This is a genomic window from Cerasibacillus sp. (assembly GCF_036516575.1).
GTDB lineage: Bacteria > Bacillota > Bacilli > Bacillales > Amphibacillaceae > Cerasibacillus.
This window is the reverse complement of record NZ_DATBTY010000060.1, coordinates 91,114-115,592: the sequence shown is the minus strand read 5'-3', so window position 1 is coordinate 115,592 and position 24,479 is coordinate 91,114. Positions and strand designations below refer to the sequence as shown.

Genomic DNA, 24,479 nt, shown 5'->3' with positions numbered 1-24,479 from the left:
CCCCTATTTACCGTAATAGTTTGGCTTTCGTTTTTCTTTAAATGCTAATAATCCTTCATGTCGATCTTCAGTAGGAATCGTTTTTTGATAACAAAGATGTTCTATATTTAGGCCCGTATTTAAGTCTGTCTCAACCCCTAATTGAATCGCTCGTTTCGCTTGTTCAAGTGCAATCGGACCATTATTAGCAATTGTTTTAGCCATTTCTAAAGCTTTTTCTACTACATCATCCGTTACTAGTTGTTCCACAAGGCCGATTTCTAAAGCCTCTGTAGCTGTAATAGGTTGAGCTGTAAAAATGAGTTCCTTTGCTTTTCCTAGCCCAACTAAACGAGAAAGCCGTTGTGTTCCGCCAGCACCAGGGATGATAGCCAAAGATGTTTCTGTTAATCCCATTTTCACTCCTTCTTTAGCTATCCGAATATCACAGGCTAACGCTAATTCTAGACCACCACCAAATGCAGCGCCGTTAATCGCAGCGATGACGGGTTTTCTCATCCATTCTACACGACGGACTGTTTCACCAATCTGTTTAACGGCTTGAATAACTTCTGTATCTGACATACCTCGTCGTTCTTTTAAATCTGCACCTGCACAAAACGCCCGATCACCTGCTCCAGTAATCACTGTACAATAAATTTGATTGTTTTGATCAATCTTTTCAATTTGCTCAGCTAATTCACGCAATAATTGCTGTGACAAGGCATTTCGAGAAGCTTCACGATTTAATGTTAATAAAGCGACATGATCCATCACATCACATGTAATTAAATGAGACATTTGGCACCTCCTGCATTATTCTAACGTTATTAACACATCACCTTCATTGACGAAATCGCCTTCTTGGACTTTAAGCTCTTTTACGACCCCATCATCTTCTGCTGCAATTGGAATTTCCATTTTCATTGACTCTAAAATAACAACATCTTGATCACTCTCTACCTGATCGCCTTCTTGAACTAATACCTTCCAAACACTTCCTGCCATACTCGCTGTAATTTCTTTCATGTTTATCGCTCCTTTATCGTTTTAAAATAGGTAAGTAAAATTCTTCAACAAATGAAATTTTTGTATTTCCTTTTTTAAATTGCTCATGTTCAATAATCGTTTTTAACATCGGTATATTTGTTTTAATACCTTCAATATGATAATTGTTTAAAGCATCTTTCATTCTCTCAATCGCTTCTTCGCGAGATTGTCCCGATACAATTAATTTAGCAATCATCGGATCGTAGAACGGTGTCACTTGAAAAGGACTTGAAACACCTATTTCATGACGAATATGTTCTCCTTCCGGTAAATCTAAACGTGTAATTCTTCCAGGGGATGGAAAGAAACGCTCGGGATCCTCCGCATATATACGTGCTTCGATGGCGTGGCCATTCATCGTTACATCTTTTTTCTCAAAAGACAATTTTTTGCCACTAGCAATAAGCAGTTGTTCTTTAACTAAATCAACACCTGTTACTTCTTCTGTAATCGGATGCTCTACTTGAATACGTGTATTCATTTCAATGAAGTAAAAATTTTCTTCAGCATCGACTAAAAATTCGACTGTACCAGCATTTGTATAGTTAACAGCTTTTGCTGCACGAATCGCTGCTTCCCCCATTTTTTCTCGGGTTGCTGCCGAAATGAATGGTGATGGGGCTTCTTCTATCACTTTCTGGTTCCGGCGTTGGATTGAACATTCTCGTTCAAATAAGTGCATCACTTGCCCATGTTGGTCTGCTAAGATTTGTACTTCGATATGGCGAGCATCGTCAATCTTTTTTTCGATAAACATCGCTCCATCACCAAAGAATTGTTTAGCACGTTTTTGATTATCAAGAAAAACATTTTCCAACTCTTCATCTGAATTCACAACTTGCATCCCAATACCGCCGCCACCGAGTGAGGCTTTTAGCATGACTGGATAACCAATTTCCTTAGCAAATGCTTGAGCTTCTTCAACTGTATCTAATGCTTCCATTGTTCCGGGAACAACAGGTACCCCGGCTTCTTTCATTATTTTTCGTGCTTCAATTTTACTCCCCATTTTTTTTAGAACATGACTATTCGGTCCGACAAATCTGATGTTTTCTCTTTCACATCTTTCTGCAAATAGATGATTTTCACTTAAAAAGCCGTAACCTGGATGAATCGCGTCTGCTTCGCTTTCCTTTGCTATCTCAATGATTTTATCTACATTTAAGTAACTTTCATTCACTCGTGAAGGACCTAAAAGATAACTTTCATCAGCCATTTGTACAAAAGGACTTTCTTTGTCAGCTTCTGAATAAACGGCCACCGTCTTTATTCCCATTTCTTTTGCAGAACGGATAATACGAGCAGCTATTTCGCTACGGTTAGCGATTAAGATTTTTTTGATCATCAAATCTCTCCCTTCTAACAACCTAATTGTCTCGCAATGACTAAACGTTGGATTTCTGAAGTGCCTTCCCCAATTTCTAGTAATTTGGCATCGCGTAAATATCTCTCAACCTCGTATTCACGCATATACCCATAACCACCATGAATTTGAATCGCTTGATCGGCAGAGCGAACAGCTGTTTCTGTAGCGAATAGTTTTGCATAAGCTGCTTCTTTTGTAAATGGTTTATCTTGATCTTTTAACCATGCTGCTTTATAAACCATTTGTCTTGCTAATTCGAGCTCCATTGCCATATCAGCTAATTTAAATTGAATCGCTTGAAACTTCGATATCGATTGGCCAAATTGTGTTCGTTCCTTGGCATACGCTAATGCTTTATCTAAAGCTGCCTGCGCAATTCCTACCCCGAGCGCCGCAATCGATATCCTGCCCCCATCTAATGTGTATAAAAACTGTTTAAACCCCTTTTGTGGATCACCTAGTAAATAATCTTTAGGAACTCTTACATTGTCTAAGACAATTTCAGCTGTATCTGAGCCACGAACCCCCATCTTATCGTAATTACTCGTAATCGTTAACCCGTCACGATCAGTCGGAACAATTATTGCTGAGATAATATTTTTCCCCCGCTTATCTTTACCAGTGACGGCTGTCACGATAACTGTATTAGCAAAACTAGCATTCGTAATAAAGCATTTTTCCCCATTAATGACGTATTCATCGCCATCTAATGTAGCCGTTGTCCGTGTTCCACCTGCATCTGAACCTGCATTTGGCTCAGTTAAGCCAAATGAACCAAGTGCTTTCCCCTTAGCCATTGGAACTAAGTATGTTTCTTTTTGTTCTTCAGTCCCAAAATAATAGATTGGACTCGCACCAAGTGACACATTGGCCGCATAGCTAAGTCCTGTGCTACCACAAACCCTAGCAATTTCTTCGACGGCAATCGCATAAGAAATCGTATCACCACCTGATCCCCCATATTTTTCTGGAAAAGGAATCCCCATCAATCCAAGTTCACCCATTTGTTTAAAAATATGCTCAGGAAACTTAGCTTCTTGATCAATTTGAATAGCTTCAGGTTGAATGACATCCTCCGCAAATTCGCGTACCATATTTTTGATCATTACTTGTTCTCGTGTCAGTTCAAAATTCATAGATGTTAAAACCTCCTTCATAAAAATAATGTACAGACTGATTGGTCTGTTAATGCCAAAAAATAAATTCCTATCCTTTAGAAATTTGTTGAAAGTGCTTACAATTTACAGTTTATTTAATAACCGCATGAATAATGATATCTTCAAAATATCGAGCGATTTCCTCAATTGATTTCTCTCCGTCTTTCCGATACCATTTGTAAATCCAGTTTACCATACCAAGAAGCGACATTCCTGTAATAACAGGATGAAGTTCTTTACGAAATTCACCAGATTCAACGCCTAGTTGAATCGTTTCAATAATGATATCGCGAAATTGATCACGCTTTTTTTTAATCATTGTTTCATATCGCTCAGGTAAATAAATTTGTTCTTGGTAAAAGACCGAAATATGTGCTTGATAAATATCGAATACTTTTACGAAATTAATGATGATATCACGAAGTTTATTCGTTGGGCTCTCATGATTATTAAAACCTTCATTCGCTTTTTGGAGAGCGTATGTAATAAATTCATCGTGTATCAAAAATAACACTTCATCTTTTGATGAAAAATAATGGTAGAAGCCTCCTTTTGAAGTTCCTACTTCGTCTACTATTTTCTTTACACTCACCCCATGAAAACCGTATTTGTCAAATAATGTTAATGCCGTTTGAAAAATCTCTTTTTTTAAATCAGAAATAAATGCTCCTCCCTTCCCCTTTGCCTATATCTTATCATAGTTTTCAGATAACACAAAGGTTTTTTTATAAAAAAGAAAAACAGTTCTAAAAATGGACGTTTAGAACTGTTTGTTAGTATTAAGATTGATTATATTTAAAAACAGCGATTGGCTCTGTTTGCTTTTTCCAAACAGCTGTAATTTCACCATCATTATCTGAATCAATGATAAATGAACCATTGCTTTGTCGCTCACTTATAGGTAGTTCAATTGGATGCACATCTTGTTGTTTGCCTTTTGTCGTTTTAAAGCGAAGGACATCTGCTTCATTAACAAGATATAATCCTCTTAAGCGGTGTGGCTTATTTTTAAGTTCTCTTAATATCGTCACCCCACGCCGCGCTCTTGTTGTACGCTCAAACTGTTCAATTGTCATCCGCTTACATGCCCCGCGTTGCGTAAAAGCGACTAAATGAGGTGTATTATTAGGTGAAAATGCTTGACCTGAAATGACCTTTTCTCCCTCTTTTAATTCAATCGATTTAACTCCTCTTGCTCTAACACCAATTGGCGTCAGTTCAGACTCATTAAACCAGAGCCCATATCCTACATTTGTTGCTATGAATAACTCCTGTCTTCCATCCGTTTTATAAACATCAATGACTTGATCACCGTCATTTAAATTCATTGCGATTAAGCTGCGTGTATAACGCTGCGCTTGATATAAATCGAGTTGTGATTTCTTAATCATACCTTGTTCGGTTACAAAAATTAAAAACTCTTCTTTAGAAAAATCACGTATCGGAATACACTGAACAATTTCGTCATCGCCTTCTTCAAGTGTGACGATGTTTGATATATGTTGTCCAATTTCCTTCCAGCGTATGTCAGGTAATTTATGGACTGGAATATATAAGTAATTCCCTTTGTTTGTAAACAGTAAGAGATGGTCTGTTGTATTTACCTCGATCAGTGAAATGATGTGATCCTCATCCTTAATCGGAAAATCTTCACCGTTTGAAGCTGAGTAAGAACGAATACTTGTCCGTTTAATGTATCCATCACGTGTCACAGATACAACCACATCTTCGCTTGCTACTGTTACTTCAATATCGATTGTTAATTCTTCTATTTTCTTTTCAATGGTTGTTCTTCTAGCACTTTTATAAGTTTTCTTTAAATGTCTTAAGTCCTTTTTAATCGTTTGAAGTAACTTCTTCTCACTGTTTAAAATACTTTCGTAATAGGTTATATTTTTTTCTAATTCTTTCGCTTCTTTTTCTAATGAAATGATGTCTGTATTTGTCAAACGATATAGCTGTAATGTAACAATTGCTTCAGCCTGTTGTTCAGTAAAACCAAACTCATTTATAATATTATTTTTTGCATCTTGTTTATTTTTAGAGCCACGAATAACAGCGATTAAGTCATCTAATATAGATACGGCTTTAATCAAGCCTTCAACGATATGTGCGCGGTCTTTTGATTTTTTTAAATCAAAAGAAGTTTGTCTAAGGACGACATCCTTTTGATGATTTATATAAGCGTCTAATAGTTGTGGTAATGATAACTGTTTCGGCGTTTTATCTTGTATAGCAACCATATTAAAATGATAGGTCACTTGTAAGTCGGTATGTTTGTATAAATAGTTTAAAATTCCTTCACTATTCGCATCTTTTCTAAGTTCGATTACGATACAAAGACCTGTACGATCCGTTTCATCACGAACTTCGACAATGCCTTCTACTTTTCTGTCTAGACGTAGTTCATCAATTCGTTTGACTAAATTCGCTTTGTTCACATCATAAGGAATTTCATCTATCACAATTTGTTCGCGATTACCACGCACCTGAATAATATCTGCTTTCCCGCGAACAATGACTTTCCCTTTACCGGTTTCATATGCTTTTTTGATCCCATCAATCCCCTGGATGATTCCCCCGGTTGGAAAGTCTGGTCCTTCAATGACGGTCATCAGTTTATCGACAGTCGCATCCGGATGGTCGATTTTCATAATGACTGCGTCAATGACCTCTTCTAAGTTATGAGGTGGGATATCGGTTGCATAGCCTGCTGAAATACCTGTCGAGCCATTGACGAGTAGGTTAGGGAACTTAGCAGGTAACACGGTCGGCTCTTTAGATGTGTCATCAAAATTAGGGATAAAATCTACCGTATCCTTTTCTATATCGCGTAGTAATTCTGATGCGATACTCGCTAAACGTGTTTCGGTATAACGCATAGCGGCGGGAGGATCGCCATCTATGCTCCCGTTATTACCATGCATTTCAATTAAAATATTACGCATTTTCCAGTCCTGACTAAGACGAACCATCGCATCATATACAGATGTATCGCCATGTGGATGGTAATTACCGATAACCGTACCAACCGTCTTAGCTGCTTTACGATAATTTTTATCATGTGTATTGCGATCTTGATACATCGCATATAAAATCCGTCGTTGTACTGGTTTTAAACCATCTCTTACATCTGGTAGAGCACGGTCTTGGATAATGTATTTACTATATCGTCCAAAGCGATCACTCATCACTTCTTCTAAAGAAAGATCTAAAAATTTTTCTGATTGTGCCAAATGACAGCCCCCCTATCATACAGTGTGAATATGTTCATTCTCTAAAATACTATCTTCCTCTTCAAGACCAAATTCCACATTATTTTCAATCCATTTCCGTCTTGGAGCAACTTTATTCCCCATCAATGTCGTAACTCTTCTTTCAGCACGAGCTAAATCATCAATCGTCACGCGAATTAACGTTCTTGATTCAGGATTCATCGTTGTTTCCCATAACTGATCAGCATTCATTTCCCCTAAACCTTTATAACGTTGAATCGTGTAACCGTCTTTAAATTGTTTGATCGCATCATCTAATCCAGCCTCATCCCACGCGTAGATAACTTTTTCGTTCTTACCTCTTCCTTTAGCTATCTTATATAAAGGTGGCAATGCTAAATAAACATGGCCGGCTTCAATCAATGGGCGCATATAACGGTAAAAGAATGTCAATAGCAAGACTTGAATATGCGCACCATCCGTATCCGCATCCGTCATAATAATCACTTTATCGTATTGAATATCATGGATGTCAAAGTCACCACCGACACCCGCACCAATCGTATGAATAATCGTTGAAATTTCTTCGTTTTTAAAAATATCTTCTAATTTTGCCTTTTCCGTGTTGATGACTTTTCCCCGAAGTGGTAAAATAGCTTGGAATTTTCGATCCCGACCTTGTTTTGCAGAACCACCAGCAGAATCACCTTCAACAAGATATAATTCATTTCGCTTAGGGTTTCTTGATTGAGCAGGTGTTAGTTTACCACTTAATATACTATCCCGGCGACGACGTTTCTTACCTGAACGAGCTTCTTCCCTTGCCTTTCTTGCAGCTTCTCGGGCATCGCGCGCACGGATTGATTTTCTGATTAAGAGTTGAGCAATCTTTGGGTTTTCTTCTAAGAAAAATGAAAGTTGTTCCGAAATAATTTGATCGACACTTGAGCGCGCTTCCGATGTTCCTAACTTCCCTTTCGTTTGCCCTTCAAATTGCAGTTTTTCCTCAGGGATTCGTACAGATACAATCGCAGTTAATCCCTCTCGAATATCTGTACCTTCAAGATTCTTATCTTTTTCTTTTAATAGTCCAATCTTTCTCGCATGATCATTAAAAATACGGGTGATAGCAGCCCGGGCACCTGATTCGTGTGTGCCACCATCTTTAGTTCGGACATGATTGACAAAAGAGAGCATACTTTCTGTAAAACCATCATTAAATTGAAATGCAAAATCAACTTCAATTCCTAGTTGTTCACCTTCAAATGAGACAACCTCATGGAGGACATCTTTTTCTTCATTCAAATAGTGAACAAAGGCTTTTAAACCATCTGGATAATGGAATGTTTCCTTTTCGTCTGTTCTTAAATCGTTAAAGACAAGTTTTAAGCCTTTTAATAAAAAAGCTGCTTCTCTTAATCTCTCTTTAATCGTTTCAGCTTGGAAGGAAGTTGTTGAGAATATGTCATCATCTGGTTTGAAATGAATAATTGAACCACTCTTTCGCGTTGTTCCCTTATTCTCTGGGGGAGCAACAGGATGTCCTCCTTTTTCAAAACGCTGTCTATAAATTTGGCCATCTCTATATGTTGTTACTTCCATCCATTGTGATAATGCATTCACGACAGATGCCCCGACACCATGTAAACCTCCACTTGTCTTATATCCACCTTGACCGAACTTTCCACCTGCATGAAGAACGGTAAAGATAACTTCTAATGTTGGTCTCCCGGTATGATGCATCCCCGCTGGAATACCTCTACCATGGTCTTCAATTGAAATACTTTCATCTTTATGTATTGTTACACCAATGACGTCACCAAAACCTGCTAACGCTTCATCAACAGCATTATCTACGATTTCAAAAACGAGATGATGTAACCCTCTAATATCCGTACTTCCAACATACATACCAGGACGTTTTCTTACAGCATCTAATCCTTCTAAAATTTGAATCGAATCGTCTGTATATTGTTGAGGATCCTTGTTCATATTCCATCGAACCCCTTTCATCCTCGAATCACTTCTATGATAGAACAAATGTTTGTAATTGTAAACCTCTTATAAACTTGTTTTAGTATACTATAATTAAATTGTAGACTGAAGTGAAAACAAAAGGGTGACAAGTAGTCTACCCTTTTGTTGCATAGTTGCTTTATTTAACTAAGACCGAATGGGCTACTTTAATACACATGTCCATAATTACTTTAAAGCCCTTTTCTTTTAAATAATGGTATGCGTCTTCATTAATAACTCCTTGTTGTGCCCAAAAAACATTACATTTCGTTTGCGCAGCTTCCTTTGCAATCTCTGGTAAAAATTCAGAACGGCGAAATACATTAATTAGATCAATGCCTTCTTCGATATCTGTTAAGGATGAGTAAGCTTTTTCACCTAGTACTTCATCAATCATTGGGTTAACAGGAATGATTTTGTATCCTGCATCTTGCATCGCTTTAGCAATTTGATAAGACGTCCGTTCGGGATTATTAGATAATCCAACGACTGCAATCGTTTTCGTTTCCTTAAGAATTCGTTTTATTTCTTCATTATCAGGATTTTTCCAAGCCATCTTACATCCTCCTTTATATCTATCTATATATTTTATTCTACCATAGGTTACCAAACCGTGTAAGTTCAAGATATCATAATGGTCATTTGAAGGACGTATATTTAAAGATTATATTCATTCATAACCATGTTCGTGGTAAAATAAAATGAGTAAAGAATATTAATGAAAGTAGGAAAGTATCTATGGATTATGTTTTATTTGGCCTGATTGCTTATTTATTAGGCTCGCTTCCATCTGCACTTATTATCGGAAAACTAGGATATAATCTGGATATTCGTGAGCATGGAAGTGGGAATATGGGTGCGACGAACACGTTTAGAGTTTTAGGGGTTAAGGCGGGTACGATTGTTACAGTAGCCGATATATTAAAAGGAACAGTCGCAACACTTTTACCATTGTTATTCGATGCTGATGTTCACCGCTTAATCATCGGTGTGTTTGCTGTATTAGGTCATACCTATCCAATTTTCGCTAAATTTAAGGGTGGTAAAGCAGTTGCTACATCGGCTGGTATTATTTTAGGCTTTCAACCGATTTTGTTTTTAATTATGATTGGCTCATTTCTGTTAACGCTATATTTAACTAAATATGTATCACTTTCTTCTATAATAACAGGTATTGTCACAGTGATTGTCACGATTATTATGAAAGATATTGGTTTAATCATTGTTACTTCCTTTCTAACTATTTTTGTTTTAATTCGGCATCGGGAAAATATAAAACGAATAAAGAATAAAACAGAACCTAAAATAAAGTGGATGTAATCACGAAATTGTAGTCTTGTTTGTTTGAATAATACGTATGAGTTCAGTATACTTTAGGGTAAATTATTACTTACTTTTTATATTAGAAAGGGACTTATCATGGATAAACATGCACATTTTATTAGAAAAAAACAATTACCAAATAAAGAAGAAAGACATAAATTATTTGGTTCTGTACAACCAGGCCCTAAAACGAAGCCTGTTGATAAATTTCAAATGACTGATATTCAAAATATGCAAAAAGACTTTTTATTTGAATTGGATGCTGTAGGTATTGACCGTGTTAAACATCCAATCATTGTCACGAGTCAAATGACACCTCATGAACAGACAACCATTGCAAGCTTTACGTTTACGTCTAAGATTAAACAGATGAGTAAAGGAACAAATATGAGTCGTTTTACAGAGCAATTACATGCCTATCATGAACGTGGGTTTATTGCCGATTTTACAACACTCAAACATTTTGCACAAGAACTCTCTGAACGTTTAAAACAAGATGATGCGACGATATCGGTTCAGTTTCCTTGGTTTTATGAACGTCGAGGTCCTCAGTCTGATTTAGCTGGTTTAAACCATGCAGATGTTAACATGACAGTAACCTATGATCGAGTAAAGGGATACACATTATCTGCTGGATTGACTGTAAAAGTAACAACGCTTTGCCCATGTTCTAAAGAAATTAGTGAATACAGTGCTCATAACCAACGGGGCAATGTGACAATGGAAATTTCTTTTATGGAAAACATAGATGTTGAAGAAGTCGCTTGGAAGGAAAAGCTTTTAGAAGCGGCAGAAAGTAATGCAAGTGCGAGACTACACCCTGTTTTAAAACGACCAGATGAAAAAATGGTTACCGAACAAGCTTATGAAAATCCTCGGTTTGTTGAAGATATGGTGCGATTAGTGGCTGCCGATCTTTATGAGCTGAATTTTGTAAGGAAGTTCAAAGTGTCTTGCCGTAACGAGGAATCAATCCATATGCATGATGCCATTGCATCTTTGACATATGATAAACTAAAGGAAAGTACCGAATGAAATTTCTTCTAATAAAGTTAATAGAGTTTTATCAAAAAGCGATTAGTCCATTAAAGCCACCTACATGTCGATTCTATCCGACATGTTCAAGTTATAGTTTAGAAGCCATTAAAAAATATGGTGCATTAAAAGGTGGATTTCTAGCCATTAAACGAATAGGTAAATGCCACCCATTCCATCCGGGTGGTGTTGACCTCGTACCAGAGAAAAAACAAAAACATCCTAAAGGGGCTGTGTCTGATGAAACTACAAATCAATGAAGCTGCTGCTACTTGGTATGAAAAAGAGTTAGAAATGGATGAAAATAGTTGTTTAAGATTCTTCGTAAGATATGGTGGAGCTGGGAATGTTCCAGGGTTTTCATTAGCTATTAAACAAGATGAACCCCATCAGCCACATGCTTCAGTACAGTTAAATGGTATTACGTATTATGTTGAAGAAACCGATGCTTGGTACTTTGAAGATAAAGATTTAATTGTTAATTTTGATAAAAATTTAAATGAACCCATCTTTATTTATGAGAAAATAAGTTGAAGGAATCTATTTCGTGGTAAAAATTAATTTAAACGACGTTGTATAACCTATAAGATGGGTAGGCACACCATAAGTAGTAACCCCTGTGGCCTTGCCAAACAGATAAGGGGTTACTTTTTATTTTGTCAGACATGATATATGCCATCATTTTACACTTTGGTAAAAACCTAGAGAAGTAGCAACTCTGTTAATCACTTGTAATTTTATAGCAAGCGAAAACGTCTCAGTTGCTTCCACTGTTTTTCTTGTATCAGTATGTCGCGTTGCCATTTACCAAATAAATCAAAATGTGGATAGGTATTGTGTTGGTCAATCCATTCTGGTTTTAAGTTATATATATAACCCCATTGAATTAATTTCTCTAAGTCATAACAACCTACTTTCGTGACTGTATAAGCTTCTGGAAAACGGGAATCTTGCCAATAATGTGTTAAAAAACAAATACCACCATTTATAACACAGTTCTTCCACTCTTCAAGCTCCTTCCGATTAATTCCAAACGCCATTAAACATTCCCCACTTTACTTAAAGCATTCATATATGCTTCATGCCAATCTGGAAATGCTTTTCTTACGGAGAGTGGACGAAAATTAGCCTTTTTAACGATAACATGTTCTGTTTTACCACAAACAGCCACTTCGTTTTGTTCATTTAGTATATGATAACCATATATCGTTCGTAAGCCATCATAATGATCTAGCCATGTTTCAATCGAGGCTTTTTCACCGTACCTAATCGGCTTTTTAAAACTTATATTAGCATTTGTTACTGGGGATACGACCCCTTCTTTTTCCATATCAGCATAACGAAAGCCAAGAGATTCGATAAATTTTGTCCGACCAATTTCAAACCACACTAAATAATTTGCGTGGTAAACAACCCCCATTTGATCTGTTTCTTGGTATCTCACTTCGAGTGGAGTAGTCGTTTTTTTCACAATTGTTCCTCCTCATATTTGACATATAAAAACAGTTTACCATATTTAACGTAATGAGACAGAAGTCACCCATCCCCTCTCGACAGAGGAGCCACAAAAGTTTAAGTCCCGCCCGTGGAAATCAACTGTCTGAAGTGAAAGTCAACATGGCTCTATAAAGGGTTGAGTTTTTTCATAAAAATTAGGAGTCCAGTTTTATCATCAACTGAACTCCTTTTTCTATTTAGCTCGGTTTTGTCCCAGCCTTCTTAACCTACTGCTGTTGATCGTGTCTGTATTCATCTTTAATTTCTTCACGCATCCCTTTTATAGCTTCTTTTCTCCGCCTATTTTTAGCGAGAATTTGCTCTTTCTCATCACCCGTAACATTCGATAATGTTTCTTCGGAAGCATGAATATTTTCGATTGTGTCGTGAACCATTTGCTGTAGTTTTTCAACATTATCAGACCGATCATCTGGTTTGGGACGTTTATCACTCATTCTAAAACCTCCTTGAAGATGCCAACATGTTTACTTTATCCTGTTATTTTATTGTTATTCATGTAAACGACTCACACAGAAAAAGCATCACCCACTGAGGCGATGCTTGTAAACCACTTATTTTAGTTTATTCATTATTTCAACCATATCATCAAAAGTCATTGGTCCAATTTTACGTTCAAGCTGGATTTTCCCATCGGTACCGATAAAATAAGTTGTAGGCAATGCAAGTGCTTTATACATATCGCCACCTATTTTCGATTCATCATCAACTAAAATAGGAAATGTAAAGCCGTTTTCTTCAACAAATTTCTTTGCATTATCTGGGTTCTTCTCGGCTGTATTAACAGCTAAAATGACGATATCTTCATGGTGTTCCTCATAAAAGGCTTGCATTTCTGGCATTTCTTTTTTACATGGTGGACACCATGATGCCCAAAAGTTTAAAATGATTTTCTTTCCTTTTAAATCAGATAATCGAATCTTATCATCATCTAAGTTAGATAGTTCAAAATCTGGTGCCTTCTCTCCAACAGCAATGCCTGCTGCTTCTTTCGGCATAATGACGCCACCTTCAGTATTTTGATCATTTGAAGATGTCGAATCATCATTTTTTATAAAAGCATTATAAACAAAAATACCACCTAATACAAGAAGTAGGACAACACCAATGATGCGTTTATTCATGCTATAAACTCCCTTGTCTAAGTTAATCTATTAACTATTGTACGGTGATTAATTTTGAGAGTAAAGTATTTGAGTCATTGTTCATTAAACTGTCGAAAAAAACTCTCGCACCTATAAGGTGGAGAGTTTTTTCTGTTTGTTTTTACGCATTTAATTTCTGACGTAAAACCATTTGTAAAATACCGCCATGGCGATAGTAATCGATTTCTACGCTACTATCGAAACGAACAACGGCTTTAAATGCTGTTTCTTTGCCGTTTTCATCAACAGCTGTAACTTGAACTAGGTCATGTGGTTTAACATTTTCGTCAATTTCGACGTTAAACGTTTCTTTACCTGTTAAACCTAATGATTCAGCGCTTTGACCTTTTTCAAATTGGAGTGGTAAGACACCCATCATAACTAAGTTAGAACGGTGGATACGTTCATAACTTTCAGCAATGACAGTTTTAACTCCAAGTAAGTTTGTACCTTTTGCTGCCCAGTCACGGGATGAACCCATACCATAATCTTTACCTGCAAGTACAACTAAGCCTGTTCCGTCTTCTTTGTACTTCATAGCTGCATCATAAATTGGCATAACTTCTTCAGTTGGCCAATATGTTGTGTAGCCACCTTCTGTACCAGGTGCGATTTGGTTACGAATTCGGATGTTCGCAAATGTTCCACGCATCATTACTTCATGGTTTCCACGACGTGATCCGTATGAGTTAAAGTTACGTGGTGTGACACCTTTTTCTTGTAAATACTTCCCTGCTGGCATGTCTTTTGCAATTGCTCCGGCTGGTGAAATGTGGTCTGTTGTTACAGAATCACCGAATTTACCAAGAACACGTAAATCATTTAATGCCTGAACTTTTCCAGCTTCTTTAGATAACCCTTCAAAGAATGGTGGGTTTTGAATATATGTTGATTCACTATCCCATTCAAAGAGTGGTTCATCTGTTGTTTCGATTTCATTCCATTTTTCATTACTATCGAATACTGTTTCATATTCTTTACGGAATATTTCTGGCACAACAACTGATTCAACTGTTTCTTTAATTTCTTGCATTGTTGGCCAAATATCTTTCAAGTAAACTTCTTCACCATCAGCATTTGTGGCAAGAACATCTTCAGTTAAGTTAATATCAACCGTACCAGCTAATGCATATGCTACAACTAATGGTGGTGAAGCTAAGTAGTTGGCTTTAACAAGCTGGTGGATACGACCTTCAAAGTTACGGTTACCAGATAGAACAGAAGCAACTGTTAAATCATCTTTTTGAATAGCCTCTTCAATTTCTGGACGTAATGGACCAGAGTTACCGATACATGTTGTACATCCGTAACCTACCGTATTAAAGCCTAATTGGTCAAGATATTTAATTAATCCAGCATCTTCCAGATAACGTGTAACTACTTTAGAACCTGGTGCTAGTGATGTTTTAACGTATGTTGGGACCTCAAGGCCTTTCTCAATTGCCTTTTTAGCGAGTAGACCCGCACCTACCATCACATAAGGGTTTGACGTGTTCGTACATGATGTAATTGCCGCGATAGCAACAGAACCTGTTTTCATAACTGAAGTACCACCATCTGGATGGTTAATGGTTGCTTCTTTGTCGAATTCTTTTTCATCTAAGCCAAAGCCTTGGTTTCCAAGTGGAGCTGTGATAGCTTTATTAAATTCCTTTTGCATCTCAGACAATGGAATTAAATCTTGTGGACGTTTTGGTCCAGATAAGTTTGGCTCAAGCTCTGATAGATTAATCTCAACAACTTCAGTATATTCAGGGTCGACTTGGTCTGCTGAATACCAGAGATCGTTTGCTTTACAGTATGTTTCAACTAACTTGATTTGATCTTCACTGCGACCTGTTAAGCGTAAGTAACTCAGTACTTCTTCATCAACAGGGAAGAAACCACATGTTGCTCCATACTCAGGTGCCATGTTAGAAATCGTTGCACGGTCAGCAAGTGGCATATCACTTAAACTTGGTCCAAAGAATTCAACAAATTTACCAACAACATTTCTCTCGCGAAGGACTTGTGTCACTTTTAGAGCTAAGTCTGTTGCTGTTGTTCCTTGTGGGAATTCACCTGTAAATTTAACACCAATAACGTCTGGTGCTGGGAAATATGATGGTTGGCCAAGCATACCAGCTTCCGCCTCAATACCACCAACACCCCATCCGAGTACACCTAATCCGTTAATCATCGTAGTATGTGAGTCCGTACCGACTAATGTGTCTGGATAAGCGTCATATTCACCAGCTTCATTTTCCACACCATGAACAACATTTGCTAAATATTCTAAGTTAACTTGGTGAACAATACCTGTAGCTGGTGGCACAGCACGGTAATTATCGAACGCCTTTTGAGCCCAATGTAAGAATTCATAACGCTCAGCATTACGTTTGAATTCTAATTCCATATTTGCTTGTAATGCGTTCGGTGTACCATATTCATCGACTTGTACAGAGTGGTCAATAACGAGGTCAACTGGTACTTCAGGATTAATACTTCCAGGCTCACCACCCATATCGACCATCGCTTTACGTAAAGAAGCAAGGTCAACGACTGCTGGTACACCTGTAAAGTCTTGTAAAATAACACGGGATGGTTTGAATGGAACATCCTCGTTATTTCCTTCATTCAACCCCCATTTAGCTAAACTTTCTACATGTTGATCATTAATCACGTGCCCATCATACTGTCTGAGCAATGACTCTAAAAGGACACGAATGGAATATGGTAAACGAGAAATATTTGCTATATTCGCATCTTCGAGTGCTTTTAGCTGGTAATAGTTATATGTTTTACCGTCAAGTTCAAACTGCTTTTTCGCATTGTACTTAGCCATTTTCACTTTTCCCCTCTCTTGTTACTTTTTTATCTGTTATAAACCATAAAAAAGAGAAAGAATAGATTTTCTATAACCCTATGTTTGAAAATCTTCTCCTTCCTTTGTTAAACATAGGGAGCATTGTATTTCAAACACTCCTCTACTATTATATTAAATCAATTAAAATAATAAAACAAATGAAACAAGTATTCTAACCGATATTAAAAACTTATTTATTGTGATAACTTTTTCTTATAAGATATGAATTTATCAATAATATGATTATAATCATCATGTTTACCTCACTAAAATACGATACGAAAAGTACTTCCTTTTTCTTTATTTTGAAATACTTGTAATTTAGCTTTATGGCGTTCTAGAATCTGCTTAGTAATGACAAGACCGAGCCCAGTACCTGTGTCTTTTGTTGTAAAAAACGCTTCTCCTAAATGATCAATGTGATCTTGACTTATTCCAATACCTTCATCAACAACATCTATTATAATATGTTCATCTTGGCGCTTGGCTATTATTTGAATCAGTCCTTTAGCATCCATTGCTTCAATCGCATTTTTGATGAGATTTATAAAAACTTGTTTTATTTGTGAGCGATCACATTTGATTATTAAGTGCTCTTCATTGTCTATATGCATTTCTAAAGAAATATGTTTTAAATTCGCCTGAGGTTTAAGTAATTCAATGACTTCGAATAGCATCGAATTCACAGATTCACACTGCACACGATTTGTAGTTGGCTTTGAAATGTAGAGTAGTTCTGAGGTGATTACTTCTATCTTTTCAATCTCATCTATTAAAATATCAAAATAAATATCTTTCTGAGCTATTCCTGATTGAATGAGCTGTAAGAAACCTTTTAGAGAGGTTAATGGATTTCGGATTTCATGGACTATTCCAGCTGCTAATTGCCCTGCAATCGCCATCTTTTCAGAATGGGTCATTAAACGATCCACTTCTTTTCGCTCGGTAATATCTCTGACAATCCCAATGAAATACGGACATTCCTTCTCATGATTAAAACATTTAATGATTCGTATCTCACACCAGACATAATGTCCTTTAGAATGACGAATTTGCAACTCAAACTGTTGCTGATGTTCATGTTTGTCTTTATATTCATCTAGAATTAGTTTTACGTCACTCCTAGGCAAAAAGTATCGCCATGACTTCATTTGAATATCCGATAGTTTATAACCAAATACTTGTTTCAAGGAATTCGATACAAACGCTAAATTACCATCGTGATTCCATATCGATATCACATCATATGTGTAGTTATTGATAATATTAATGCAATCCGAATGTGATAGTGTTTTCTTATTATTCAGATGATACGAAAGCGCTTTCTCTCCGCCTGATTCAGTATATTCCCCCGTCAATGTGTTACCTCCTTTAGTGTGTTTTATTAAAGGGATAGCTGATACTTGTTTATCTGATATAATTCTCTATAATTATTATGTAGGTATCTATCGTTGTTATTTCCATTTTAAAACAATTATTTATTAGTAATATACTATAATTGGGTCAATAAATAAATATAAATACTAAAATATTAATGATTTACTTTAAAAAGGGTGGTAAAATGTCAGGGATTATGAACTATGTGCTCATTTTTTGGGGAATCTTTTTAATAGGCACGATGGCCATCGGTGGGTTTTTTATGTTTCGCAAGTTTTTAAAACAGCTGCCTAAAGCCGATGGTAAATCAGATATGGATTGGGAAGTCTATTATATGGATAAAACGAAACATATGTGGGATGAGTCCGAAAAAGATTTATTAGAAGACCTCGTTTCACCTATACCAGAGTTATTTAGAGATGTAGCTCGACATAAAATAGCCAGTAAAATTGGGGAAATCGCACTTAAAAAAAATAAAGATAAAATTACTCAAGAACTTGTTATAGAAGGATATATTGTCGCGACACCAAAACGGGATCATCGCTTTCTACGCAAGAAACTTCATGAAAAGAATATTGATGTAACACCTTATGAGCCTCTATTTAATATGGCAAATGAGGATTACGCTCCAAATTGGCAAGAACGATATAAATAAAAAAATGCGCTTCTTATAAAGCGCATTTTTTTAATCTAGTGAAGCATGATTGCTTATTTCTCTTTCTAGCTTTTTAAATTTAATAAGCATGGCAACTCGCCATGTAGCGATCATTCCAAAAGCTAACAGAAAAAACATGCCACTCGTTTCACCAAGAGATATTTTTGTACCTAAATACGTCTTGGCTAACAATCTAATAGCGAGTAAACCGAACAAAATAAAAACAAATGCTTTAGATGGTATTAAGTATATATGTTTACCTTTTATTTCAAATTTAGATGTCTTAATGAGAAAAACAGAAAAAATCATCCCAACAACAAGTGCTTCTATAACTTGAGTCCATGCAACACGAAAAACTGGAAAAACAAACATCAATGCTCCAGTACTCATAAAAACCGGTGGTAAAATAATCTTTTTAACGGAAGCAGGTTGTTGTGATGCTTTAAGTCGGACGATAATCATCATTGTAGCCATAAAAGCTGCTACAATCGTACTAGCTATTACCCAAAACATATTGAACCACTCTTTTCAATTCAACTCTTCTTTATATAAATTGTTGAACAGTTTCCAAAACACGATTTTCATCAAATGGTTTAACGATAAAATCTTTAGCCCCTGCTTCAATCGCACTAACAACAATTTTATGCTGTCCCATCGCAGAACATATGATAATTATTGCATTCGGATCTTTTTCAATTATTTTCTTTGTAGCTTCGACGCCGTTCATTATCGGCATGGTGATATCCATAAATACAAGATCCGGTTTTAGTTGTTGATACAGCTGGAGAGCTTCTTCACCATTTTCCGCTTCGCCTACCACTTCATGATTTTCTTTTTCTAATATATTTGCGAGAGTTAACCGGATGAATTTCGCATCATCGACGATTAAGATTGTCGCCATACTATGATCCCCCATTTATAATAGCAACTATGTTATGATGACGTTGTTTTTCTGTCATCAGCTATATTTAAAATAATCGTAATCGTTGATCCTAAAACTGTAAAATATACTCCCAAGTCAAATAACATCGCTGTAGCAAGTTCAATGTCGCCAAATACTGGCACATGAATAGAACCAAATGTGTGTGTTAAAAAGGGAAAACCAAAAAGTAATGCACCTAAACCTGTTAAGAGTGCTATTAATAAGCCAACAGGTATTAATGATCGAAAATTAATTGGTAACATATCATTTACTGTTTCTCGACCGTATGCCATGTACAGTAGAATAACTGAGGCTGAAGTCACAAGTCCGCCAACAAAACCACCACCAGGTGAATTATGACCAGCAAGTAACAAGTAAATGGCAAAACCTAATAATATAAATGCAATTAATGATGTTGTTGTTCTTAAAATAATATTGTTTGGCTTGTACATTCGAAACGTCCCTTTCACTAGAAGTACTAAATTATAGTTTAACATAGTTCAATCTTATTTTGCATTAAATAATTCAATTCTATGAACGTTCCATTGATAGGAAAAACTCCTACGCTAAATGAAGCGCAAGAGTTTTCTATTTAAAACCCTGAAAAATTAAACAGACTAGATAAATAAGAGGTTAATTTAGTCATCCAGTCAAAGAACAAAGCAATTCCCATAAAAATCATAATGTAACCACCGATTTTTACTAACTTTTGACTATGTTTTTTAATCCAATTCATTCTCCCAATAAAGAATGACAGAATTAAGAATGGTAATGAAAATCCAAGGACGTAACTAATCATCATGACCATACCTAATTGAGGTTGAGTAGCAGCTAAAGATAAGACAATTGCTAGTATAGGACCTGTACACGGTGTCCAGCCGAGTGAAAAGGCCATTCCAATAATAAATGAACCGAAGTAACCGGCTGGCTTATTCTTAAATGTAATTTTTTTATCCTTCATGAGGAATTCAAAGTTAAAAATACCAACAATCACAAGACCGAAGAAAATAATTAATATGGCTCCTACTTGCCTAATAAGGTCTTGATATGTTAATAAGAATTCGGAAATAGCAGAAGTTGCAAAACCGAGCATAATAAATATACTTGAGAAACCAATTAAGAAAAAGATCGTATGCAATAGACTTTTCCGATTTATCATTTTATTATCATCTGTCAGTTCAGAAACACTCATACCAGTGATATATGATAAAAATGCTGGATATAACGGCAAAACACATGGTGAAATAAATGATAGAAAGCCTGCCCCAAACGCAATAAACACATTAATATCGGCCATTAAAAAACCCCCAAATTTCATAAGCTGTCTATATTTTACCAAATCAATCGTCCTGAAACAAAAAATGAATATGACAATTAAACGACATATTATCGACTCGCATCAATCATAGACAGCAAACTAACGCTGTCAAAAAACAAAAATCACTGATTCATTGTTCATAAACCAGTGATTTAAGTTGATGCTTTATGATATGACGATATGACAAGCAGTCGTCATTATTTATCCATTTGGTTATTCATAGCACGCATCATTTGATTGATTTTCTTTTGTGATGGTTTTTGTCCCATTTGCATCATTAATGTGCGGAGCATTTGCTCATTAATGGGTGGATTTTCTTTTAAATATTTCATCATATATTTTCGAGCAATAAAAAATCCGAGAGCAACACCAGCTACGAGTGCTGCAATAACTAGTAGTACTACCCAATACCAACTCATTAAAACACTTCCTCCTTCATGTTGTTCCTAGTCCAGTATAGTTGATTCATGCTAGGAATACAATACTTCATTTCGACTTCTTTTGTCTTTTTTATCCATAAGTGAAGCGATCCAGCCAAAACGAGGATGTGTATGACTCATGATAAAAAAATTCAAATCTAATAGACGAAAAATCGGAAACAATACCGCCTCAGCCTCTTCTAGTGAATGACAATATAATACAATATATTTTTCATAAATATAAACAGTCATTGTAAAGGTTGTTGATGTTATAATAACACTATTTCCTTCATACTGAATTTGATATTTCTTCGCTAAATACTTGGTAAGCTGTGATTGAACCGTCGCTTCTGAAAAAGAATGCGTTATAAACTGAAACTGTCTTACTAAATCATCCCGTTTAGTAGCATGATAAGTTTTAATAAATCGGTATACGATATCGCTTTTATAGAAGAAATGTTTAGCAAAGGTTTCTTTAATCCAATAAATAGAATATATCTGCATCCAATCTCCCCCTCTATTTATATTAGATTATATAAAATAGAGGAGGAATAAACTGTCAATTACTGTCAAACAAATTCAACTAGTTTTGTCGAATTATCATTTGTATTGTTTCTTTAGTGCGAATACCTATTTAGCCTTCATTAATTGCTCAACTGTCTCAACGACTCGCTCTTCTGTAAAACCAAATTCTTCTATTAGCTTTTCTCCTTTAGCTGAGGCACCAAATCTATCAATTCCCATTATTACACCATCAGTACCCGTATATCGTTCCCAACCTAAAGAAGACGCCATTTCAATCGCGACCCGTTTAGTCACATCTTTCGGAAGCACTTTGTTTCGATATGCTTCATCTTGTTCCTCAAAGCGATCCCACGAAGGCATACTTACGACAGATACATCAATTCCTTTTTCTTTAAGGGTCTCATGTGCTTTTAGAGCAAGTTGAACTTCAGAACCAGTTGCGAGTAGCAACGCATCTGGCTTATCTTTATCGGCATGACGAATAACATAGGCTCCTCGACTTACCCCTTCATATGCTCTTTCTTTTGTCGAAGGTAGAGTCGGTAAATCTTGACGTGTAAGTACTAATACTGTCGGTTTACTTTCTGATTCAAGCGCTAAACGCCAAGCAGCTTGTGTTTCGTTACCGTCTGCTGGGCGAATGACAGATAAATTAGGCATGGCACGTAATGAAGCAAGCTGTTCAATTGGTTCGTGAGTTGGCCCATCCTCACCAACAGCAATGGAATCATGTGTGAATACATACGTTACTGGTGTGTGCATTAATGCTGACATCCGGATTGCTGGACGTAAATAATCACTAAAAACAAAGAATGTTCCACCGTAAACTTTTAGACCACCGTGTAAAGCCATTCCGTTTAATGCTGCACCCATCGCATGTTCGCGCACCCCGAACCAAATGTTTCTTCCTGCATAATTTTCATGTGAAAAATCGCCTTCTTCAGCCATCATTGTTTTATTAGAACTGGCTAAGTCTGCACTCCCACCGAAAAAGTTAGGTACAGTTTTACTTATTGCATTAATCATTTTACCAGAAGCAGCGCGTGTAGCTAAAGAATCTTTGTTCGTTTCAAACGTAGGTAATTCAGCATCCCAATGCTCTGGTAGTTTTCCTGCTATAGCTTGTCCTAATTCATTTGCCTCTTCAGGATATTTATTTTTATATTCATTAAATAAATGATTCCAGTTTTCTTCGAGTTTTTCACCTTTATCGATAGTTTTTTGCTTAAAATCATTATAAACAGCTTGTGGAACCTCAAATGGCTCATGTTCCCAACCGTAATAGGATTTTGTTAAATTAACTTCTTCTGTCCCAAGCGGAGATCCATGTGATTGAGAAGAACCCGCTTTATTTGGTGAACCATAACCAATAACTGTTTTAACTTCGATTAATGTTGGTTGTTCTTTGTTCTGTTTTGCTAGTCGAATAGCTTGACGAATAGCTTCAAGATCATTTCCATCTTCAACCCGTAAAACTTGCCATCCATACGCCTCAAAACGCTTTGCTGTGTTTTCAGAGAATGCTTGGTTCAATTCGCCGTCTAATGAAATGTCGTTAGAGTCATATAGAGCAATTAGTTTATGCAACTTCAAATGTCCAGCAAGGGAGGCTGCTTCATGAGAAATGCCCTCCATTAAATCACCATCACTGACAAGGGCGTATGTATAATGATCAATAATTGGGAAATCTTCTTTATTATACTTTCCAGATAAATGTGCTTCTGCCATAGCCATACCGACGGACATGGCAATCCCTTGGCCTAATGGACCTGTCGTTGCTTCAACACCGTCTGTATCTAGTACTTCAGGATGTCCCGGTGTATTCGATTGCCATTGACGGAAATGCTTTAAGTCATCTATTGAAACCTGATAGCCGGATAGATGGAGTAGGGAATACAATAATGCTGAACCGTGTCCTGCTGATAGTACAAAACGGTCACGGTTAAACCATGAAGCATGATTAGGATTATGATTCATAAAATCAGTCCAGAGTACATAAGCCATTGGAGCCGCACCCATAGGTAAGCCTGGGTGACCAGAATTCGCTTTTTCGATTGCATCAATTGAAAGCGTACGTATTGCATTAACAGAAAGTTTTTCGATGTCCATTTGATAAGCCCCTTTCAATTACGATATAAGCCTCGCTTCCTTCATATTATAATGAATTCCCACGTACGACAAGTAATAATAAGTTTCTCTTAATGTAGTGTGGAAGATTCCAACAATTTAATGAATCTTTTAATGTTTACGACTACGTTCTTGTAGGTCACGTACTTTTTGAGGCGTAACGTCTTTTCCTTCTGGATCAATGACCGTCATCGACTTTAGTTGGTTTTTAAACGATTGACGAATATTTTGGAGATATTCTTGTCTTAATTCTTGTTGTTCTTTTTTTTCTGCCTCTGTTAATCCCTCTATCTTTTTCTTTCTTGCTAGCTCATTAATGCGGTCTATTTTACTTTTATCTAACATATACTTTCCACCTCGTTTGTTTGTTTACGTCATTATTAATTCCATAATAACTTCTTTTAAAACATACATAATTTTAATGCACTAACTAAAGACTCATTCTAAAGGGATGTAACCGATGACCCCACAGTGGTATGATGTTTAAAGT

At 36.4% G+C, this 24,479-nt stretch carries 27 protein-coding genes; 5 read left to right on the top strand and 22 right to left on the bottom strand.

What is annotated here, in order from left to right; all coding sequences use genetic code 11:
• Positions 1–3: 3 nt before the first annotated feature.
• The 8 genes from VIG73_RS10435 to VIG73_RS10400 all read right to left on the bottom strand — a co-directional run bounded on the left by VIG73_RS10435 (position 4) and on the right by VIG73_RS10400 (position 9,339).
• Positions 4–780 (bottom strand): enoyl-CoA hydratase-related protein, encoded by a 777-nt coding sequence (locus VIG73_RS10435; protein WP_331641683.1) that lies wholly within the window; start codon positions 778–780, stop codon positions 4–6.
• Positions 781–795: 15 nt separating this feature from the next.
• A complete protein-coding gene (locus tag VIG73_RS10430) occupies positions 796–1,008 on the bottom strand; it encodes an acetyl-CoA carboxylase biotin carboxyl carrier protein subunit (RefSeq protein ID WP_331641682.1) in 213 nt (70 codons plus the stop codon).
• Between the two features lie 13 nt (positions 1,009–1,021).
• The gene (locus VIG73_RS10425; RefSeq protein WP_331641680.1) at positions 1,022–2,374 is read right to left on the bottom strand and encodes an acetyl-CoA carboxylase biotin carboxylase subunit; all 1,353 of its coding nucleotides are present in this window, start codon (positions 2,372–2,374) and stop codon (positions 1,022–1,024) included.
• A 14-nt stretch (positions 2,375–2,388) separates the two neighbouring features.
• Complete coding sequence (locus VIG73_RS10420; RefSeq protein WP_331641678.1) at positions 2,389–3,531, bottom strand: acyl-CoA dehydrogenase family protein; 1,143 nt, start codon at positions 3,529–3,531, stop codon at positions 2,389–2,391.
• 112 nt (positions 3,532–3,643) lie between these two features.
• Positions 3,644–4,192, bottom strand: coding sequence for a TetR/AcrR family transcriptional regulator (locus VIG73_RS10415; RefSeq protein ID WP_331641694.1), 549 nt, complete (start codon positions 4,190–4,192; stop codon positions 3,644–3,646).
• A 139-nt stretch (positions 4,193–4,331) separates the two neighbouring features.
• The gene (gene parC / locus VIG73_RS10410; RefSeq protein ID WP_331641676.1) at positions 4,332–6,788 is read right to left on the bottom strand and encodes a DNA topoisomerase IV subunit A; all 2,457 of its coding nucleotides are present in this window, start codon (positions 6,786–6,788) and stop codon (positions 4,332–4,334) included.
• Positions 6,789–6,803: 15 nt separating this feature from the next.
• Positions 6,804–8,759: a DNA topoisomerase IV subunit B gene (parE, locus tag VIG73_RS10405; RefSeq protein WP_331641674.1), complete on the bottom strand. Its 1,956-nt coding sequence runs from the start codon at positions 8,757–8,759 to the stop codon at positions 6,804–6,806.
• A 163-nt stretch (positions 8,760–8,922) separates the two neighbouring features.
• Positions 8,923–9,339: a CoA-binding protein gene (locus tag VIG73_RS10400; protein WP_331641672.1), complete on the bottom strand. Its 417-nt coding sequence runs from the start codon at positions 9,337–9,339 to the stop codon at positions 8,923–8,925.
• A 182-nt stretch (positions 9,340–9,521) separates the two neighbouring features.
• On the opposite strand from VIG73_RS10400, the gene plsY reads away from it, so the two are divergent.
• The 4 genes from plsY (at position 9,522) to VIG73_RS10380 (ending at position 11,675) form a co-directional block, all read left to right on the top strand.
• On the top strand, positions 9,522–10,103 hold the full coding sequence (gene plsY, locus VIG73_RS10395) for a glycerol-3-phosphate 1-O-acyltransferase PlsY (protein WP_331641670.1): 582 nt from the start codon (positions 9,522–9,524) through the stop codon (positions 10,101–10,103).
• Positions 10,104–10,202: 99 nt separating this feature from the next.
• Positions 10,203–11,141, top strand: coding sequence for a GTP cyclohydrolase FolE2 (gene folE2, locus VIG73_RS10390; protein WP_331641668.1), 939 nt, complete (start codon positions 10,203–10,205; stop codon positions 11,139–11,141).
• Positions 11,138–11,401 (top strand): membrane protein insertion efficiency factor YidD, encoded by a 264-nt coding sequence (yidD, locus tag VIG73_RS10385; RefSeq protein WP_331641665.1) that lies wholly within the window; start codon positions 11,138–11,140, stop codon positions 11,399–11,401. Before folE2 ends, yidD begins: the two co-directional genes overlap by 4 nt.
• Positions 11,382–11,675 carry a hypothetical protein gene (locus VIG73_RS10380; protein ID WP_331641663.1) on the top strand — a complete coding sequence of 98 codons (294 nt, stop codon included), beginning with the start codon at positions 11,382–11,384 and terminating at the stop codon, positions 11,673–11,675. Before yidD ends, VIG73_RS10380 begins: the two co-directional genes overlap by 20 nt.
• Before the next feature lie 203 nt (positions 11,676–11,878).
• Here VIG73_RS10380 and VIG73_RS10375 read toward each other — a convergent pair whose 3' ends face one another.
• The 6 genes from VIG73_RS10375 to VIG73_RS10350 all read right to left on the bottom strand — a co-directional run bounded on the left by VIG73_RS10375 (position 11,879) and on the right by VIG73_RS10350 (position 18,004).
• Positions 11,879–12,181 carry a hypothetical protein gene (locus VIG73_RS10375; RefSeq protein ID WP_331641660.1) on the bottom strand — a complete coding sequence of 101 codons (303 nt, stop codon included), beginning with the start codon at positions 12,179–12,181 and terminating at the stop codon, positions 11,879–11,881.
• Positions 12,181–12,612, bottom strand: a complete 432-nt coding sequence (locus VIG73_RS10370; RefSeq protein WP_331641657.1) for a thioesterase family protein — start codon at positions 12,610–12,612, stop codon at positions 12,181–12,183. The genes VIG73_RS10375 and VIG73_RS10370 overlap by 1 nt, the downstream gene beginning before the upstream one ends.
• Before the next feature lie 253 nt (positions 12,613–12,865).
• Complete coding sequence (tlp, locus tag VIG73_RS10365) at positions 12,866–13,093, bottom strand: small acid-soluble spore protein Tlp (protein ID WP_331641655.1); 228 nt, start codon at positions 13,091–13,093, stop codon at positions 12,866–12,868.
• A 117-nt stretch (positions 13,094–13,210) separates the two neighbouring features.
• Positions 13,211–13,780 (bottom strand): TlpA disulfide reductase family protein, encoded by a 570-nt coding sequence (locus VIG73_RS10360; RefSeq protein WP_331641653.1) that lies wholly within the window; start codon positions 13,778–13,780, stop codon positions 13,211–13,213.
• Positions 13,781–13,922: 142 nt separating this feature from the next.
• Positions 13,923–16,625 (bottom strand): aconitate hydratase AcnA, encoded by a 2,703-nt coding sequence (acnA, locus tag VIG73_RS10355; protein WP_331641651.1) that lies wholly within the window; start codon positions 16,623–16,625, stop codon positions 13,923–13,925.
• Between the two features lie 287 nt (positions 16,626–16,912).
• Entirely contained in the window at positions 16,913–18,004 is a 1,092-nt protein-coding gene (locus VIG73_RS10350; protein ID WP_331641649.1) for an ATP-binding protein, read from the bottom strand.
• A gap of 203 nt (positions 18,005–18,207) precedes the next feature.
• On the opposite strand from VIG73_RS10350, the gene VIG73_RS10345 reads away from it, so the two are divergent.
• Positions 18,208–18,678 (top strand): DUF2621 family protein, encoded by a 471-nt coding sequence (locus VIG73_RS10345; RefSeq protein WP_331641647.1) that lies wholly within the window; start codon positions 18,208–18,210, stop codon positions 18,676–18,678.
• 30 nt (positions 18,679–18,708) lie between these two features.
• On the opposite strand, the gene VIG73_RS10340 is transcribed toward VIG73_RS10345, so the two are convergent.
• The 8 genes from VIG73_RS10340 to VIG73_RS10305 form a co-directional block, all read right to left on the bottom strand.
• Entirely contained in the window at positions 18,709–19,191 is a 483-nt protein-coding gene (locus VIG73_RS10340) for a cytochrome c biogenesis protein CcdC (RefSeq protein WP_331641645.1), read from the bottom strand.
• Between the two features lie 31 nt (positions 19,192–19,222).
• On the bottom strand, positions 19,223–19,579 hold the full coding sequence (locus VIG73_RS10335; protein ID WP_331641643.1) for a response regulator: 357 nt from the start codon (positions 19,577–19,579) through the stop codon (positions 19,223–19,225).
• Positions 19,580–19,611: 32 nt separating this feature from the next.
• Positions 19,612–20,052, bottom strand: a complete 441-nt coding sequence (locus VIG73_RS10330; RefSeq protein ID WP_331641640.1) for a Na(+)/H(+) antiporter subunit B — start codon at positions 20,050–20,052, stop codon at positions 19,612–19,614.
• A 140-nt stretch (positions 20,053–20,192) separates the two neighbouring features.
• Positions 20,193–20,897, bottom strand: a complete 705-nt coding sequence (locus VIG73_RS10325; protein WP_331641638.1) for a cytochrome c biogenesis CcdA family protein — start codon at positions 20,895–20,897, stop codon at positions 20,193–20,195.
• A 218-nt stretch (positions 20,898–21,115) separates the two neighbouring features.
• Positions 21,116–21,337, bottom strand: a complete 222-nt coding sequence (locus VIG73_RS10320) for a YneF family protein (RefSeq protein ID WP_146935852.1) — start codon at positions 21,335–21,337, stop codon at positions 21,116–21,118.
• A 51-nt stretch (positions 21,338–21,388) separates the two neighbouring features.
• Positions 21,389–21,841 (bottom strand): sporulation inhibitor of replication protein SirA, encoded by a 453-nt coding sequence (sirA, locus tag VIG73_RS10315; RefSeq protein WP_331641635.1) that lies wholly within the window; start codon positions 21,839–21,841, stop codon positions 21,389–21,391.
• Positions 21,842–21,967: 126 nt separating this feature from the next.
• Positions 21,968–23,971 carry a transketolase gene (gene tkt, locus VIG73_RS10310; RefSeq protein ID WP_331641633.1) on the bottom strand — a complete coding sequence of 668 codons (2,004 nt, stop codon included), beginning with the start codon at positions 23,969–23,971 and terminating at the stop codon, positions 21,968–21,970.
• Between the two features lie 129 nt (positions 23,972–24,100).
• Complete coding sequence (locus VIG73_RS10305; RefSeq protein WP_331641631.1) at positions 24,101–24,334, bottom strand: DUF896 domain-containing protein; 234 nt, start codon at positions 24,332–24,334, stop codon at positions 24,101–24,103.
• Positions 24,335–24,479 lie beyond the last annotated feature (145 nt).